We start from the raw sequence: 16,610 nt of genomic DNA on the forward strand, positions 1-16,610 counted from the left end.
CAGTGTCAGCGAGGGCCTCTCAGGGGGAGTGCGTCAGCCAAGCACTGAAGGGCAGCAACCGACCCAGGCTGTGTGAAAACGTAGCGAGCGAAGGTTAGACAAGGCGAAATCGGGCGAAGACGCGGAGTTTACGAGCTGTAAATGAGCAGTCTGAGCCTGATTTCAACGCCGTATAACCGAGCACAGTAGTTTTCACACAGCCTGGACCCTTTGCGGACGTTCGCGAGAGATTTGAAGCGGGCAAAAAGGCGATTTTAGAGCGTCTACCGAAGCAGGGCCAATTCATTCCGCCGTTCCATTAGGACTTGGAAGCAACGAGCTTGGCTTCCTTCAGGTCAATCCTTGCCTTGTGACCATGCTTCTGCAACATGTGCAGCAGGTTGGCACCGCTCAACAAGACCAGCGGCTTGCCGGCCGCGAAAGCATACGAGTCAGGGCCAAAGTCCGAGGTCGTGACCAGAACTCCCTTGTTGGCCCCCTCGTTAAGGACAGTGCCATAGAGATCGCGAACCGCCCCGACACCCACTGTGTTGGTGTAGCGCTTAGCTTGGATCACGATCTTTCCGCCACGTATGGGGTCAGGATCGAATACGACGGCGTCCACCCCGCCATCACGACTGGCCTGGGTAACCTTCACCTCGCCACCGCCGCTAGCGAACTCACTTTGGAAGATCTCGCGAATCAAATGCTCAAAGTCCTCCCAGGACATCGACGCCAGGTTCACCCCCTCGTCCAGTTGTTTGGCTACGTCATAGGAGGCAACAAAGCGCTTGTCCTCCCGGGAAACCTGCATGATGGGGGCGATTGGGGCGAGGCCGTGCAGCTTGGAGCTACCTACGCCTTTGAGGCTCTTGAAACAAGCCTTGGGGTCCACTTGTTCCAAGTTAATGTCCATGAACTCGTCCTTGCTAGCGCGAAGGGATAGCAGGCAAGAAGTCACGGCCTTACCGGAGGAGCGATCAATGGCTGTGACGATTCCGTTGATCACAACCACGTCCAAAGCCGCAATTAGGTCGGCCTCGAACAGCTCGTGTACTGTCCGGAGGGTGACCTGATAGAGCACTTCGTCGTAGAGCTTGGCTGCTTGTGAGTCCGATATGAACTGCTCTTCGTACTCATCCCGGTTGGCCACATACTTCACCCCCTTCAAACGCGGCAAGTCATCGGGAGAGGGCATCTTGTAATCGACGATCAGGGTTCTTGAGCTGAGGTCATAGTCCAGTTCGAACTCTTGAGGGAACCACTCTGGGTAATTCGAGGCGGACAGCACCAAGTCGCAGTATTCGGTGATCGCTTGAGGGTCGCCGGACTCATACACCGCCTTCCTGGCATCGACTGCAGCATGATCTTCGGCCTTTTCGGCCATGTACTTATCGCGCCGGGACTTCCATGCATTGAGTCGCTTGCTGTACTCCTGCTTGAGCGCAGAAGTGACTTCTGCATGCTTCTGCATAGCCAGGCTGTGCGCACGCTGGATTACGCCCACTCGGGCTTGCCAGCTCCGATGGTCTGCATCGAACTTCTCGTCCAGCGCCTTGATGGCACTGGCCTTGCGAGAAGGGATCAGCTTCTCTATTAAGCCCAGTTGGGGAGTGTACTGGTCATCCTGACGCTTTGGCTCGCGAGGCTGTTCCCCCATTTTTGGTTCTGGTGGCAGTTTCGGAGCGACAGGCGCCATCTCAGGAAAGGGGGTGGTGTCCTTCAGGTTGTCCCATTCGAGGGCATCATCGACTTCTAGCGTGGCTTTGAGAATCGAACCGAGACTTGCCAGGTCATCAAGCGCATCCTGGGTACGCTGTGCCGCAAAGATTTTGCACTCGTCCTGACGGCGTTTCCCGGTTTGCCGCTGACTCCGGTCTATAACCGCAATCCAACGCTCATCCCATTCCTGGGATTGCAAGGTGGCCATCATTTTCACAATGGACGGCGATTCCCCACGAATGATCCTGTGCTTGTTCAACCCCTGGTGCCAAAGCTCAAGCGAATATCTGAGGAGCCCGCGTGCGGTAGACGCTTCTGAAAGAGGTCCGAACTGTGTCTGCATTGCTCTTATCTCCTTGAGGCAGAAATGGGCTAGCTAGACCTGCACTCCGCAGGTAGTGATAGATCCTTGGGCGAATCATATGTCCCGTAATCTACCAACACTGCCGCACTTTATGGGGATTGGAAACAGCTGGAAGGTACGACCCTGAATAGCCCCTTCTTCCTTAGACGCCACTGACTGTCTTCTCCTGGCCGCTCTCTGCCAGTCGTCACTACTGCGTGTGCTGGTCAAGTCGAATGCAAATGGCTGGTCAGTGGCAATGCAAATGGGTGGCCAAGTGCGATGCAATTACGCAGCGCGTTCGTGGCAGCATCATAGCCACCTGAAATCCACAAGAAGCCAGCCCAGCACGTGCTTTCTATTTCAGGATGCTTTCGCCGGTTTTGTCGGTGCAACCTAGGGGCTTAGTGGGTCAGAAAGTGCGCCTTCACGATGACCACGAACGTATGCGTCCGGGCATCCCGTCTTGCGCAGCTAAACCGGTTGCCATCTATGCGGCAGCAGCTCGTCGACAGCACTCGCCCGCTGCGTCGGCAGGCGAGTCAGCACGTCCTTCAAATAAGCATACGGATCATGCCCGTTGAGCCGTGCCGACTGGATCAGACTCATGATCGCAGCCGCACGTTTGCCGCTACGCAGTGAGCCGGCAAACAGCCAATTCTTGCGACCTAGCGCCCATGGACGGATCTGGTTTTCCGCCCAGTTATTATCAATGGGCACCGCCCCATCATCGAGATAGCGCGACAGCGCCGTCCAGCGTTTGAGGCTGTAATCCAGGGCTTTGCCAATAGCTGAGCCATCGTGCACGAGCTGACGCTGGGCGATCATCCAGATATGCAGAGCGTCCATCACCGGTACAGCTTTTTCTTGCCGTATTCGACGGCGTAAATCCGGCTCCAGGTCGCGGACTTCACGTTCGATTTCGTACAACAACTGGATGTAGCGCAAGGCCTGTTCGGCGAGCTGGCTTTTGTTGGTGGCGTGCAGGTCGAAGAACTTGCGCCGAGCATGAGCCATGCAGCCGATCTCGGTGACGCCGAGTTCAAAGCTGGCCTTGTAGCCGCCAAAATCGTCACAGACCAGCTTGCCCTTCCAGTCGTGCAGGAAGTTGCGGGCGTGTTCTCCGGCGCGGCTGGGGCTGAAGTCGTAAACCACGGCATTCACGTCGGCAAACTGGCTGGTGGCATAAGCCCAGACGTAAGCGCGGTGGGTTTTCTTCGCGCCCGGCGTGAGCATCTGCACCGGTGTTTCGTCGGCATGGATGACGTGATGCCCAAGCACCACGTCGCGCAGCGCATCGACCAGCGGTTGCAGTTGCACGCCGCATACGCCGACCCATTGGGCCAGAGTCGAGCGCGCGATGGCCAAACCGGCTCGACCAAAAATCGATTCCTGGCGGTAGAGCGGTAAATGATCAGCGAACTTCGCGATCATCACGTGGGCCAGCAGCCCGGCGGTCGGGACTCCCTTGTCGATGACCTGCGCCGGAACCGGTGCCTGAATCAGGGTTTCGCACTGATCACAGACCCACTTGCCACGGATGTGGCGCTCGACGGTGAACACGCCCGGCGTGTAGTCGAGCTTCTCGCTGACATCTTCGCCGATACGCTTAAGGGCGCAGCCGCATGAGCATTCGGTGTTGTCCGGTTCGTGATGGATCAGGGTGCGCGGAAACTGTGGCGGCAAGGCCGTACGTTTAGGTTTTTGCCGAACCTCGGTCGAAACGAGAGCCGGTTGCAGGGCCTCAAGCTCGGCTTCGATGGCCGCGATGTCGGTGTCGATCAGGTCATCGAGCAAGCTGGTCTGGGCCGGGCTTAGCTGCTCGCTGCGCTTGGCAAACTTGAAGCGCTTGAGCTGCGCGATCTCGTGGGCCAGTTTCTCGTTAACCGTTTTGTGATGGTGGATTTGCTTGTCCATTGACTCGACTTTTTGATCGAGACTCTCGACGCGCTGCATCAACTGCGCCGCCAGAGCGCGCAGTTGTTCAGGGTTGAGCTGGTCGAGATTGGGAAGCGAAGTCATGTCGCCGACTTTGCCAGAGCAGGCCAGTACCGGCGAGAGACTCATCGGACAATTGCACGGCCAGGAAGGCCATGGCAGGCGTCACACGATAGAAATCGCGCCGCCTGGCCCGACTCTTTGCCAGGGTAAACCGAGCACCAGGGCGTGCAACTGCTCAGCGCCCAGTTCCACTTGAGCGCCGTGTCGAGAGCCCGGCCAGAAAAACTTGCCCTGATGCAGACGGCGGGCCGCCAGCCAGATACCCAACCCGTCGTGCACCAACACCTTGATGCGCGTGGCACGACGATTGGCAAACAGATAAGCACAGTGCGGCTGCGCCGCACCGAACACCGCCACGACCCGCGCCAGCGCGGTATCGGTACCGGCGCGCATGTCCATGGGATCGGTGGCGAGCCAGATCGAGTCGATGCGGATCATCGCAACAGGTCTCGAAGAAAGGTCGCGCAGGCGGCTGCGCTTTCGGTCGGCCAGTTGATCGCGACTGTTCCGCGAGGGCTTGGGACTTCGATGCGAATAGTGGCGGCGGTGATTTCTGATCGTGTCGCAGGTGCCTGTAATTTCAGCGGGATGAAGGCCGGTTGCAGGGCGACATTTTTCTGCGATTGCAGCCGAATCCACTTATGGACGAGGTTCGCGTTGAGGCTGTGGCTCAGCGCGACATTGGCAATCGAGGCCCCGGGCTGTGAGCACTCTTGTATGACTTGGGCTTTGAAGGATTTGGGATAGGAACGGCGCGTTGGCTGCATGGAATATCTGCTTAAAAAGGCTAGACGAGGTGTCCACTTAAATTGAAGTGCACACCATGTCTTGGCCTAGCAGAGCGGGCTAGATGCCTTTGCCGGACGCATACCCACGAACAGCAAAATAGGCTGATTGAAGTGTGATCAATTCAAACCCAGCAGCCGGCACGGTGTATGCCTATTTGTATGCCCAAACTAAAAACAGCCTTGCAACACAGTAAACATGGGATAGTTCTAATCCCTTCGCCCTCCAGATTCCTATCCCAGCATGCTTCGAGACACCTCAACATGAAGCGGGAACCCAGAAAAACTGGCCCTTGAGCCGGTTTTTTTGTGCCCATGCATGCTCGACCGCCCCGGCATCCCCTTTTTTTGAAGGTCGCGTACGCCAAGGAATGCTCCAGCGTCCCCCTGCCATGCCAGCATCGGCCATCAGTTAAGCCATGCCCCTTCTCACCATGCCTGGCTTGTCACTCTTCGTGCTTCTCAGGCGCGAGCCGACCAGCGATTGCCAGGCCACAACCAAAAGCACTTATCATTCAACGATATACATCATGGCCTGGGTGAGAATCGTCGATGCTGTCTGCCGTCAAGCGCTACAAACTGCTCATCTCCGGGGCGTTGGCGCGTTACTTTCCCAGAACAACAGCGTATCTGCGCGCTGAGAGCGAAGCGGCTTTGCTACAGGCCAAGCCCAGAGCGCGGGCGAAGAAGGCCACCGCGACAGCCCGCAAGGTCAAAGCTGCGGGTGCGGTAAAGCCCGCCAGCCCCCGCGCCAAGTCCAGTAAAGCGGCCAGCGAAGGCATCTATGGACCTGCGCTGATGGCGGTCGACGAACAACAGATCAGGGCCATGCGCGAGCGCGCTGGCAAGGCCGTGGATGCGGGCGTGATCAGCCCCCCTTCGGATGAGCAGTGGGCGATGATTCTCGGCCGCAATCCGCTCACCCGAATCTTCGCCGGGGCGGGCTCGGGCAAGTCCACCACCCTGGTGCTACGCGTGGTGTTCATGCTCTGCCATATGGGCATCGACCCCGGACGCCTGACGGTAATTTCCTTCACTACTGCGTCCTGCGGGCAGCTTCGCGAGCAACTGCTTAAGGTCCTGGAGTTTTGGCAGTATCCCTTCGACGCCAGTCAGGCTCGGCAATGCGTGCGCACCTTCCATTCGGCCATGGGGGTCCAGGCCAAGGAGATTTTGAACAACCCGGCCTGGTTCGAACGGGTGGACGACAAGGTCGCTTCGGGCGGCGAACTGGATAACCCCCTCACCTCCGCACGCCTGCGCCCAGCCCAGCAACGCTTGCTGAAGCAGGCTTACCAAGAGTGCTACGCCCAGGAGCAGGGCTTCCGAGAGCGGGCTCATACCCTGCTGGGTTTGCCATCACCGCCGTCGGCCGACATAGAGGGTCAGCGTATAAAAGTGCCCAAAGCACCGATGGATGGCTTCAAGCTGGCCGGGGAGTTCACCCCGCTGCCGCTGTTCGAAGCCATCTATGTGCAGGCGGGCTTTATGGAAAGCATCGGCATCCGTATCGACCGGATACAAGCCCAAGCGCTGTCATGCTCCACCCGGGAACGCGTTTTCATCGAAGCGCTGGTAATGTTCTGGAGCTACTTCGAAGCCCGCTTGCAAGAACAAGGGTTGATGACATTCAACGGCGCATTCCAGCAGCTCACGCAAAATCTGGCTACCGGCGCAAAGGGCATCTCGACCCAAGCTCTGGCGCCCTTCAGTCATCTGCTGATTGACGAGTTCCAGGACATCTCGCCGCAGATCGTCCAGTGGCTGCAGGCCGTACACCGTGTCTTGGCGGGCCAGGGTACGGCGGTCAGCCTTATGGCCATCGGCGACGACTGGCAGTCCATCTATGGGTGGCGCGGCAGCTCCCCCGAACTGTTCATGGACTTCGACAGGTACTTCCCTGGCAAGGGAAAATCGAAGAAAAGCACCGTGCTCATGCTGGACACCAATTACCGCTCAATCGAGCCAGTGATCCGCGATGGCGAGGCGGTTCTCGATGGCGTCGAGTTCAAGCAAGCCAAGAGCAGTAAAGCCTTCAAGTCCCTACAAGCAGGAGACCACGGCGTAAAAGTGGTGCAACGCTTCGATGTAAAAACTCGTCTGCCGGAACTGCTAAAGGAAATCAAAGCGCAATGCGAGCACGTTGCCACCCGCAAAATGGCCGATCGCACCGCGGTGCTTGTCCTGAGCCGACGCAATGAACCCTTGCAGAACATTCAGGCCCAGTTGGATAAGAAGCTGCCGGTCAAAACCTACACCATCCATCGCGCCAAGGGCTTGCAAGCCGAAGTCGCAATCATCGTCGACGACTGCTCGCCGCCGGAACAACACCCGCTACGCAATGCGCTATACGCCTATTCGGGGTTCTTTCGAAATAGCTACGACCAAGCGATGCAGGATGAGAGTTTGCGACTGGCTTATGTGGCGATTACCCGGGGCATGAGTCGGGTGCTGTGGTTTACCCAGAAGCCCCAGGGGGCGACGCAAGTGTTGGTGGAACGAGCCAGCCAACAAAACAACTCTTCGACTTAGGACTTGAATAACCCCTCCTATTCTCGTCGACAGCGTCGATGTACCCACTTCTGGACGGTCACCGCTCTGAGAATGGGTGACCGGCAGGTTGAACAGTTTTGCATAAATAGATCCAAGGAAGGCCCTCATTGCCTTGAAACACCCGAACTCAGCTGACGGCCAAATCAAAACAATGACGCATCCTGTATTCGTTTAAACCTTATCAATAAGTTTTTTGCTTTGTCATGCTCAAGAGCCAGTCATCTCAAGCACCCGGCACAGACTCGAGTGCCATCAATATTTCAGCGAGGGCCTCTCTCAGGTCGAAGCTTCCTGCCTGGTTAATCTACCAATTCTCCATGAGTAGTGCGGCCATGGGCTGACAGGTGTTGATCGCACGATCGGCATGACAAGAGTCCTCCAACCGCTACAGGCCAACTACTGAATTGACACTTAGATTCGCCCCTCATATCGGCAGAGCTACTCTGGCGCTGGCCACAGTGAACTGCTGAGCTACAGGCCATGATCTGCAAGCCGAATTCGCACCGGCTAGACAGCACAGTTCACCGGTCATAAAAGGTAAATATTCTCTTTAATCCGCGCCCGATCGAGACAGCGAATTCAAGTATTCGAGCCTGATTTCAAGAACGACTTAAACTTCGCTATAATATCAGGCGAGCAGTTATATACAGTCACAAAAAACAATCAGTAACCACCTAGAGAGGGGGGAGTGGTTTTTTGTCGGAACGAAGCCTATGGATACAGGTTCCTAGACTTGTTCGAATAACGATAAACCGGGCACGACAACAGCCCTACTCCAGGTAGCCGCAATCCTGAAGCTTTACGCCAGGCACGCTACCGGAACACTTTAAGACCAATGGGATACTACGTGACCAAAGACGAACTGCGCGCCGAACTCGAGCGCCAGGCGCAGCGTTACAAGGAAGTTTACGGTGGGGAAGTCATTACCTACGCCGCCCAGCCGGACCCTGAGCGCAAGCCTTGGCGCAAGAAAGCCAGCCTTCTCGACCAAGCCTTCGAAAAAGAGCTGCAGAAAATCGAAAAAGACCAACAAGCCAAAATCGACGAGTCGAACAGCTAACGATCAGGGCACCGCCAAAGCTGCGCCCGTGAGAGCGAGAACTCGGCCAGCCCTGTGCATTCATCGTCCGCGCGACACGTTCGGAACCGGCCAGCCTCTCTTCAACACAGATACTGGCCGCCGACCTTAACGACGTTTGCTGCCCAACAGCGAGCCCATCAACCCCCGCACCAACTGGCGGCCCAGTTGATTGGCGGCCTGGCGTGCGGCCGTTTTCAACATCTGCCCGGCGAAACCGCCTAGCAGATCGCCCGCCAGCTCACCCAACCCGCCTTCCGATGCGCCGTCTTTACTCGGGGCGGTTGATGCCGGAGCCACCTCATCGGCCGCTGTCGCGCGCGCCGTCAGCCGCTCGTAAGCAGACTCACGATCAATCGCCTTGTCATAACGCCCGGCCAGTGGCGACTGGCGAATCAAGGCCGCCCGCTCCGCTTCGTTCAATGGGCCGATGCGCGACTGCGGCGGTGCGATCGCCACCCGTTGCACCATCGCCGGCGTACCCTTCTCTTCCATGGTGCTTACCAGCGCCTCACCAATGCCCAACTCGGTGAGTACCGACAGCGTATCGAAGGCCGGATTGGCGCGGAAACCATCGGCGACCGCCCGCAAGGACTTCTGCTCCTTGGCCGTGAAGGCGCGCAAACCATGCTGAATACGCAAACCGAGTTGCGCCAGCACATCGTCCGGCAAGTCGCTGGGCGATTGCGTCACGAAATAGACACCGACGCCCTTCGAGCGAATCAACCGCACCACCTGCTCCAAGCGCTCCTGCAAGGCCTTCGGCGTGTCGGCAAAAAGCAGGTGTGCTTCGTCGAAGAACAGCGCCAACAGCGGTTTATCCGCATCGCCGCGTTCAGGCAACTGCTCGAACAGTTCAGCCAGCAACCACAGCAGGAAAGTCGCATACACCTTCGGTGCTTCATGAACCAAGCGGCTGGCATCCAGTAGATGAATGCGCCCACGACCATTGGCATCGGGTTGCAGAATGTCTTCCAACTGCAAGGCCGGTTCGCCGAACAGCGCTTCGGCGCCCTGCTGCTCCAGGCTCGACAACCTGCGCAGGAGTGCCTGCGCCGAGGTATTGGTGAACAGCGCGCTGTCCTGCCCCAACACTTCAGGGTGGTCCTTGAGGTGCGCCAGCAGCGCCTTTAGATCCTTGAGGTCCAGCAGCAGCAAGCCTTCACGGTCCGCCACCTTGAACGCCGCATAGAGCGCGGCCTGTTGGCTGTCGCTCAACTCCAGCAAGGCGCCGAGCAACAACGGCCCCATCTCGCTCAGCGTCGTGCGCAGCGGATGCCCGCTCTGCCCATGGATGTCCCAGAGCGTCACGGGATAAGCCTTAGGCTGGTGCTCGAGCCAAGGCATGCTGGCGATACGCTCAGCCACCTTGCCCTGCGGAGTGCCGACCGCACCGAGACCACAGAGGTCGCCCTTCACATCGGCGGCGAATACCGCCACGCCCGCATCGCTGAACGTCTCGACGAGGCGCTGCAGGGTCACGGTCTTACCGGTGCCGGTCGCACCCGCAACCAGGCCATGTCGATTGGCCAGGCGCAATGCCTGGCCGACTGGCTGACCGGAGAGGTCAGCACCTAAAACAAATTGGTTAGATATAGGCATCTTGCCATCCCCTGGGTTAAAGCTTTGCTGCAGTTGTGCCGACATAACCGACAATGCCGAACCGCCGGCGCAGCCTGTGCCGTACATCAGCCTAAGACTGGTGTCAGACATTACCGGACGCAAGAAGACATGACGAATAACCTTAAGTTCAGCCACAAGATTCTGCTCGCGGCCTCCTTGGTCGTGATCGCTGCATTCTCGCTGTTCACCTTGTACAACGACTACCTGCAGCGTAATGCGATCCGTGACGATCTGGAAAGCTACCTGCATGAGATGGGCAACGTTACCGCGAGCAATATCCAGAACTGGCTGTCCGGACGCATCCTGCTGGTGGAAAGTACAGCCCAGTCGATAGCCCGTGACAGCGCCGCAGAAAGCGTCGGCAGCCTGCTCGAACAAAAGGCACTGACCTCGACCTTCGCCTTCACGTACCTGGGCAGCGCCGACGGCAGTTTCACCATGCGCCCGGACAGTGCCATGCCCGACGGCTACGACCCGCGCAGCCGGCCCTGGTACAAAGACGCCGTGAACGCTGGCGGCTCGACGCTGACCGAACCCTATGTAGACGCCGCCACCAGCGCACTGATCATCACCATTGCCACACCCGCCAAGGCGGCTGGCGTGGTTGGTGGCGATCTGAGCCTGGAGACCCTGGTACAGATCCTCAACTCACTGAATTTCGACGGCATGGGGCATGCTTTTCTGGTCAGCGCCGACGGCAAGATACTGGTTCACCCGGACAAGAGCCTGGTGATGAAAACACTGAAAGACATCTACCCGCAAAACACCCCGGCGATCAGCACCGACCTCAGTGAAACCGAACTCAAGGGTGAAGAGCAGATCCTCACCTTTGCCCCCGTCAAAGGGCTGCCATCGGTGGACTGGTATGTCGGTCTGGCGGTGGACAAAGGCAAGGCCTACGGGATGCTCAGCGAGTTCCGCGCCTCGGCGATCATCGCCACCCTGATCGCCGTGGCGATCATTATTTTCCTGCTCGGCATGCTGATCCGCGTGCTGATGCAGCCACTGCACGTGATGGGCAAAGCCATGCAGGACATCGCCCAGGGCGAAGGCGACCTGACCAAGCGCCTGGCGATCCAGTCCAACGACGAGTTCGGTGAACTGGCCACGTCCTTCAACCGCTTCGTCGAGCGGATTCACGGTTCGATCCGGGAAGTTTCTTCGGCCACCAGCCAGGTCAACGAAGTGGCGAAACTGGTGGTCAATGCCTCCAACGCCTCGATGCTCAACTCCGACGAGCAAGCCAACCGCACCAACAGCGTTGCCGCGGCGATCAACGAGCTCGGCGCCGCCGCCCAGGAGATCGCGCGCAATGCCGCGGATGCCTCGACCCAGGCCTCCGACGCCCGCCTGCTGGCCGAAGATGGCCGTCAGGTGGTGGAAAAGACCATTCAGGCGATGAACGAACTGTCCGGCAAGATCCGCATCTCCTGCGGCAATATCGAGACGCTGAACGGCAAGACCGTGGACATCGGGCAAATCCTCGAAGTGATCAAGAGCATTTCCCAGCAGACCAACCTGCTGGCCCTCAACGCGGCCATCGAGGCGGCGCGAGCCGGTGAAGCCGGTCGTGGCTTTGCCGTGGTGGCCGATGAGGTGCGCAACCTGGCCCACCGCACCCAGGAGTCGGCGCAGGAAATCCAGAAAATGATCGAGGAGCTGCAAGTCGGCTCCCGCGAATCGGTGACCACCATGACCGAGAGCCAGCGCTACAGCGAGGAAAGCGTGGAAATCGCCAATCAGGCCGGCGAACGGCTGGGCAGCGTGACTCAGCGGATTGGCGAGATCGACGGCATGAACCAGTCCGTGGCGACCGCCACCGAGGAACAAACCTCGGTAGTCGAGTCACTCAACATGGACATCACCGAGATCAACACCCTCAATCAGGAAGGGGTGGAAAACCTCCAGGCGACCCTGCGCGCCTGTGGCGATCTGGAGCAACAGGCCTCGCGCCTGAAACAACTGGTGGACAGCTTCCGCATCTGACCCGCAGACAAAAAAAGCGCCCGGCTCTGGACGAGCCGGGCGCTTTTTTTATGGCTAGGCCTGAGCGAGCCGTTGCAACACGCTGAGCATGGCCAAACGACCCGCCCGCACTACTTGGTTGCGGTTACGGTTTTGCGGCCGGTAGCTCAGGCACGTGGTTTGCTGGCTGCGTCAACTCGCGCCAAAGCTCGGCGGCATCGGAAAAATCAGTGCCGGTTTCTTCACCCATCGCCTCAGGGTCGTAACGACTCAGGCAACCCTCGCCCAGCGTCGGCGGCGGACTCGCGGTGGCACGTTCGAGTGGATCAGTCATGGGCAGCCTCCTGAGCCGGGAGCACGCTCCAATCCGCACCAGATCGCGCGCAAGCCATCTGCGGCGGTCGATTCAGTCAAATACCACGGTCTTGTTGCTGTGCACCAGCACGCGGTCTTCCAGGTGGTAACGCAGGCCACGGGCCAGGACCATTTTCTCGACATCCTTACCCAGGCGAACCATTTCCTCGATGCTGTCGCGATGGCTCACGCGCACCACATCCTGCTCGATGATCGGGCCGGCATCGAGTTCCTCGGTGACGTAGTGGGATGTCGCACCGATCAACTTCACCCCGCGCAGCGAAGCCTGGTGATAAGGCTTCGCGCCAATGAACGACGGCAAGAAACTGTGATGGATATTGATGACCCGCTGAGCGAACTCGCGACACAACTCTGGCGGCAGGATTTGCATATAGCGCGCCAGCACCACCGCATCGGTTTGCAGCTCACGCACTAAACGCGACACTTCGGCGAAGGCCGGTTCTTTGTTTTGCGGGTCGACCGGCACATGGTAATAAGGAATGCCGTGCCACTCGACCATGCTGCGCAAGTCGTTGTGGTTGGAAATGACACAGGGGATTTCGCAGTCCAACTCATCGCTATGCCAGCGATGCAACAAATCGGCCAGGCAGTGCGACTCGCGGCTGGCCATCAACACCACACGCTTCTTCTGTGCCGAGTCAGTGATCCGCCACTCCATGGAAAACTCGCGGGCAATCGGCGCAAACGCTTGCCGAAAACCCTCGAGATCGAAGGGCAAGGAATCCGCACGAATCTCGTGGCGCATGAAGAACCAGCCACTTTGATTATCCGAATGGTGGCTCGCCTCAGTGATCCAGCCATTGTAGGTGGCCAGAAAATTACTGACCTTGGCGACGATACCAACGCCGTCCGGGCAGGCGATGACCAACCTAAAAGTGCGCATGCGGAAAACTCCAGAAACTTCACAAAGGCCGTCATTCTAGCCACAGCCCGGAAAAACTTCAGTAATCCGCACAGTTTGAGGTGCGGCGAACGGCGCCGCCGACGCGGCAAACATTTAATCCAAGGGCTGAGACCGGGCGCGCCCACCGGTGCCAGCCAACAGCAGCGACCCGACAATATTCCATGCTGTTGATAAGGTTTTGCGCGGCATATATTTCCAAGTGATGAAGGCCTTATTTAACTCAGCGCATGCGCTTAAGTCGATTCAACCGACTGAATACAGCCAACGCCTGGAACACCGCCTGAATAATTTGTGCAAAACTTTTCAAACATGTTTACTTGCACAAAGTGCCTGACTATTATTACTAACACTTAGCCACTGCACCCTCCCGACTCCAGGTAGAGCACATGTCCCTGATCAATGAATACCGCGCAACAGAAGAAGCCATCAAAGAGCTCCAAGAGCGCCTGAAAAATCTGTCGCAAGACGACAAGCTGAAAAAAGAACTCGAATTCGAAGGCAAACTCCGCACACTGATGGGTGAATACCAGAAGTCCCTGCGTGACATCATTGCCATGCTCGACCCGGACGCCAAAGCAAGCAAGGCACCGCGTGCCGCAAAAGCCACCGGTACCAAGCGCGCGCGCAAGGTCAAGCAATACAAGAACCCGAACACCGGTGAAGTGATCGAAACCAAAGGTGGCAACCACAAGACGTTGAAAGAGTGGAAAGCCAAATGGGGCGCCGCCGAAGTAGAAGGCTGGGCCACTCTGCTCGGCTAAGCACTGCGCTGCCGACTGCAACGCACAATAAAAAACGCCAGCATCGCTGGCGTTTTTTATTCTCTAGCAATTATTTACCCCGTGCGGACATGCCGTACAAAAGCACCCGTTATAAGCCCAGGCGTTGGCGCAACTGCAGTGCATATTCCCGCCACTCACCCAACACCAGTTGCTGCTCAGCCGATGCACTACTCAGCGCTTGCATCATTGCCAGGTCGAAGCTCATCAAGGTATTAGGCGCCCCCCACTCCGGCGCACTCAAACGCCGCTGACAAAATTCTCGCCAGCGCTTTCGCTCAGATTCAGACAGGCTCTGCGGAAAGTTGCGCGCCCGGTAGCGAAACAGCAACTCTGGCAAACGTCCGTCATCGAACGGCCAATCCTCTCGGGCCAAGCGTTGCGGCTCGGCAGAGCGCACTTGCTCGCAGAGTCGGCGATCACGATCACCCAGAAAGCCGTCATATAACTGCTGTTCCGGGTCCTGGCTCGGGGCAAACTCATCCGCGCTATAAAGTGCCAGCAACTTATTCTGCCAGACCGACTGCGCCTCGCGCAGTACTGCAGCACGCGCCTCGCACTCAGCCATATCGATCTGTAACCGCTGCCGATCGGCGTCGCGCAATACACTCAACGGCGCCAGCACCGGGCAGCGATTGACGTGCAACAACTTCAGCGGTACCGGCAACTCACCTTCCGCCAACTGCTCCCGACGGGTGTAGAGCAACCGCCGCAGACTCTCGGCATCCTGCTCCAATAACGGCGTCGGGTCGGCCTGCAAGTCGCAGACGATCAGCGCATTACGATTGCGCGGATGCCAGGCCAGCGGCAGCACCACCGCCAGGTAATGCCGGGCCGCCGCAAAGCGCCCGGAAACATGCACCAGCGGCTGCAGCAGGCGGACCTGGTCGAGCACCCGCTGCTTGCTGCGCAGCTGATAGAGGTAATCATAGAGTTTCGGTTGCTTGGCGCGGATCAAGCGCGCCAGCCCGATCGTGGCGCGCACATCAGACAACGCATCGTGAGCCTGACCGTGGTCGATCCCGTTCGCGCTGGTCAAACGCTCCAGCTTGAGCGTGACCCGGCCATCCTCCTGCGGCCATTCGATCCCTTCCGGGCGCAACGCATAGGCGGTGCGCACCACGTCGATAAGATCCCAACGACTATTGCCGCCCTGCCACTCGCGCGCATACGGCTCGAAGAAGTTGCGATAAAGGCTGTAGCGCGTCACTTCATCGTCGAAGCGCAGGCTGTTGTAGCCCGCCCCGCAGGTGCCCGGCGCGGACAGCTCGGCATGCACCCGCGCCATGAACTGCGCCTCGTCCAAGCCCTGTTCGGCGAGGCGGCCGGGGGTTATCCCAGTGATCAGGCACGCCGCCGGGTGCGGCAGGATGTCGTCGCTCGGCCGGCAATAGAGGTTGAGCGGCTCGCCGATTTCATTCAGCGCCTCATCCGTGCGAATACCCGCGACCTGCAACGGGCGGTCACTGCGTGGGTCGATACCGGTCGTTTCGTAGTCGTGCCAGAAGATGCTCGCAGTCACAGTCGTTTCCTAAAACGGGGGGCGGCGCCAGTCTAGCATCAGCCGCCGGGCTGGCCGCTGGCAGGTTCCCAGGCGGTAAAGCTTGATGCTGCGCACACTGCCGGACAGGCTTCGATCACGCGCCTTGCTACCAAGTTGCCAGTACCGCTAGCATGGAACCTAGAAGTTCAGCTCATCACAAGGACGATTAACATGAGTGATTCTCTCGCGCAAAACCCCTATGCCGCACCTGCCAGCAACCTGCAGGAAACCCGCGCCAGCGGCCAGGTACCGGGCATCGCCGAAGCCCTGCAACGCGGCTACGACTTCAGCATCGGCGCGCTGATCAGCGAAGCCTGGCAGCGCACCAAAGGCACCAAGGGCATCATCATTGGTGGCTTTCTCATCTATTACGTGGCCATTCTGGCGATCACCACCGTCCTCGGAGTGCTCTTCGGGCTCGTCGGCCTCGGCGCCCTGGACGGCGGCATCGCCACCATGGTGATCGGTCAACTGCTGATTGGTATTATCGGCTCGGTGTTCACCTACCCCTTCCTGGCCGGCATCATGATGACCGGCATTCGCCGCGCCGCCGACCAACCGATCAGCATCAACGAGATGTTCAGCTACTTCGGGCTCGTGCTGCCGCTGATCGTGACCGCATTGATCATGGTGGTGCTGATGTATGTCGGCCTGCTGTTGCTGGTGATCCCGGGCATTTACCTGAGCGTGGCTTACATGCTCGCCATTCCGCTGGTGGTGGAACGCGGTCTGTCGCCCTGGCAGGCACTGGAAACCTCGCGCAAAGCCATCAGCCAGCACTGGTTCAAGGTCTTCGGCCTGCTTCTGCTGCTTGGCCTGATCATGGTGCTGAGCATGATCCCGCTGGGTATCGGCCTGATCTGGAGCCTTCCGCTGTTCGTGATCAGCATGGGCGTGCTCTACCGCACCATCTTCGGCGTGCTGCCCGCCGCCAAATAAGCCTGCGCAAACACCGGGCCA

13 protein-coding genes are annotated in these 16,610 nt (G+C 58.6%); 5 read left to right on the forward strand and 8 right to left on the reverse strand.

Annotation, left to right across the window (positions count from 1 at the left end; genetic code table 11):
• Positions 1 to 298: 298 nt before the first annotated feature.
• The 4 genes from AC3IYG_RS17445 to tnpA all read right to left on the reverse strand — a co-directional run bounded on the left by AC3IYG_RS17445 (position 299) and on the right by tnpA (position 4,812).
• On the reverse strand, positions 299 to 2,044 hold the full coding sequence (locus AC3IYG_RS17445) for a restriction endonuclease (protein WP_489310533.1): 1,746 nt from the start codon (positions 2,042 to 2,044) through the stop codon (positions 299 to 301).
• A gap of 474 nt (positions 2,045 to 2,518) precedes the next feature.
• Complete coding sequence (tnpC, locus tag AC3IYG_RS17450) at positions 2,519 to 4,066, reverse strand: IS66 family transposase (RefSeq protein ID WP_489313884.1); 1,548 nt, start codon at positions 4,064 to 4,066, stop codon at positions 2,519 to 2,521.
• 81 nt (positions 4,067 to 4,147) lie between these two features.
• The gene (gene tnpB, locus AC3IYG_RS17455) at positions 4,148 to 4,483 is read right to left on the reverse strand and encodes an IS66 family insertion sequence element accessory protein TnpB (protein WP_489310535.1); all 336 of its coding nucleotides are present in this window, start codon (positions 4,481 to 4,483) and stop codon (positions 4,148 to 4,150) included.
• Positions 4,480 to 4,812: an IS66-like element accessory protein TnpA gene (gene tnpA / locus AC3IYG_RS17460; RefSeq protein ID WP_489310536.1), complete on the reverse strand. Its 333-nt coding sequence runs from the start codon at positions 4,810 to 4,812 to the stop codon at positions 4,480 to 4,482. The genes tnpB and tnpA overlap by 4 nt, the downstream gene beginning before the upstream one ends.
• 570 nt (positions 4,813 to 5,382) lie before the next feature.
• Here tnpA and AC3IYG_RS17465 point away from each other — a divergent pair.
• Together AC3IYG_RS17465 and AC3IYG_RS17470 are read left to right on the forward strand one after the other, a co-directional pair.
• On the forward strand, positions 5,383 to 7,362 hold the full coding sequence (locus AC3IYG_RS17465; RefSeq protein WP_489310538.1) for a UvrD-helicase domain-containing protein: 1,980 nt from the start codon (positions 5,383 to 5,385) through the stop codon (positions 7,360 to 7,362).
• A gap of 868 nt (positions 7,363 to 8,230) precedes the next feature.
• Positions 8,231 to 8,443 carry a hypothetical protein gene (locus AC3IYG_RS17470; RefSeq protein ID WP_489310540.1) on the forward strand — a complete coding sequence of 71 codons (213 nt, stop codon included), beginning with the start codon at positions 8,231 to 8,233 and terminating at the stop codon, positions 8,441 to 8,443.
• Between the two features lie 126 nt (positions 8,444 to 8,569).
• Here AC3IYG_RS17470 and AC3IYG_RS17475 read toward each other — a convergent pair whose 3' ends face one another.
• The gene (locus tag AC3IYG_RS17475; protein ID WP_489310542.1) at positions 8,570 to 10,063 is read right to left on the reverse strand and encodes a helicase HerA-like domain-containing protein; all 1,494 of its coding nucleotides are present in this window, start codon (positions 10,061 to 10,063) and stop codon (positions 8,570 to 8,572) included.
• A gap of 129 nt (positions 10,064 to 10,192) precedes the next feature.
• On the opposite strand from AC3IYG_RS17475, the gene AC3IYG_RS17480 reads away from it, so the two are divergent.
• On the forward strand, positions 10,193 to 12,070 hold the full coding sequence (locus tag AC3IYG_RS17480; protein ID WP_489310544.1) for a methyl-accepting chemotaxis protein: 1,878 nt from the start codon (positions 10,193 to 10,195) through the stop codon (positions 12,068 to 12,070).
• A gap of 124 nt (positions 12,071 to 12,194) precedes the next feature.
• Here AC3IYG_RS17480 and AC3IYG_RS17485 read toward each other — a convergent pair whose 3' ends face one another.
• Positions 12,195 to 12,383 (reverse strand): hypothetical protein, encoded by a 189-nt coding sequence (locus tag AC3IYG_RS17485; RefSeq protein ID WP_489310546.1) that lies wholly within the window; start codon positions 12,381 to 12,383, stop codon positions 12,195 to 12,197.
• Positions 12,384 to 12,455: 72 nt separating this feature from the next.
• Positions 12,456 to 13,307 (reverse strand): formyltetrahydrofolate deformylase, encoded by an 852-nt coding sequence (gene purU / locus AC3IYG_RS17490; protein ID WP_489310548.1) that lies wholly within the window; start codon positions 13,305 to 13,307, stop codon positions 12,456 to 12,458.
• Positions 13,308 to 13,714: 407 nt separating this feature from the next.
• Here purU and mvaT point away from each other — a divergent pair, with 407 nt between their 5' ends.
• Positions 13,715 to 14,089 (forward strand): histone-like nucleoid-structuring protein MvaT, encoded by a 375-nt coding sequence (mvaT, locus tag AC3IYG_RS17495; RefSeq protein WP_489310550.1) that lies wholly within the window; start codon positions 13,715 to 13,717, stop codon positions 14,087 to 14,089.
• A gap of 109 nt (positions 14,090 to 14,198) precedes the next feature.
• On the opposite strand, the gene sbcB is transcribed toward mvaT, so the two are convergent.
• Positions 14,199 to 15,629: an exodeoxyribonuclease I gene (gene sbcB / locus AC3IYG_RS17500; RefSeq protein ID WP_489310551.1), complete on the reverse strand. Its 1,431-nt coding sequence runs from the start codon at positions 15,627 to 15,629 to the stop codon at positions 14,199 to 14,201.
• Between the two features lie 192 nt (positions 15,630 to 15,821).
• On the opposite strand from sbcB, the gene AC3IYG_RS17505 reads away from it, so the two are divergent.
• Positions 15,822 to 16,589, forward strand: a complete 768-nt coding sequence (locus tag AC3IYG_RS17505; RefSeq protein WP_489310553.1) for a DUF975 family protein — start codon at positions 15,822 to 15,824, stop codon at positions 16,587 to 16,589.
• Positions 16,590 to 16,610: the final 21 nt, after the last annotated feature.

The sequence above is a fragment of the Pseudomonas sp. KH_027 genome, from assembly GCF_057838565.1.

Excerpts from the sequence above, each read along its gene's own strand:
- AC3IYG_RS17445 (WP_489310533.1), bottom strand. The coding sequence starts at position 2,044 with ATGCAGACACAGTTCGGACCTCTTTCAGAAGCGTCTACCGCACGCGGG.
- tnpC (WP_489313884.1), bottom strand. The coding sequence starts at position 4,066 with ATGACTTCGCTTCCCAATCTCGACCAGCTCAACCCTGAACAACTGCGC.
- tnpB (WP_489310535.1), bottom strand. The coding sequence starts at position 4,483 with ATGATCCGCATCGACTCGATCTGGCTCGCCACCGATCCCATGGACATG.
- tnpA (WP_489310536.1), bottom strand. The coding sequence starts at position 4,812 with ATGCAGCCAACGCGCCGTTCCTATCCCAAATCCTTCAAAGCCCAAGTC.
- AC3IYG_RS17465 (WP_489310538.1), top strand. The coding sequence starts at position 5,383 with ATGCTGTCTGCCGTCAAGCGCTACAAACTGCTCATCTCCGGGGCGTTG.
- AC3IYG_RS17475 (WP_489310542.1), bottom strand. The coding sequence starts at position 10,063 with ATGCCTATATCTAACCAATTTGTTTTAGGTGCTGACCTCTCCGGTCAG.
- AC3IYG_RS17480 (WP_489310544.1), top strand. The coding sequence starts at position 10,193 with ATGACGAATAACCTTAAGTTCAGCCACAAGATTCTGCTCGCGGCCTCC.
- AC3IYG_RS17485 (WP_489310546.1), bottom strand. The coding sequence starts at position 12,383 with ATGACTGATCCACTCGAACGTGCCACCGCGAGTCCGCCGCCGACGCTG.
- purU (WP_489310548.1), bottom strand. The coding sequence starts at position 13,307 with ATGCGCACTTTTAGGTTGGTCATCGCCTGCCCGGACGGCGTTGGTATC.
- mvaT (WP_489310550.1), top strand. The coding sequence starts at position 13,715 with ATGTCCCTGATCAATGAATACCGCGCAACAGAAGAAGCCATCAAAGAG.
- AC3IYG_RS17505 (WP_489310553.1), top strand. The coding sequence starts at position 15,822 with ATGAGTGATTCTCTCGCGCAAAACCCCTATGCCGCACCTGCCAGCAAC.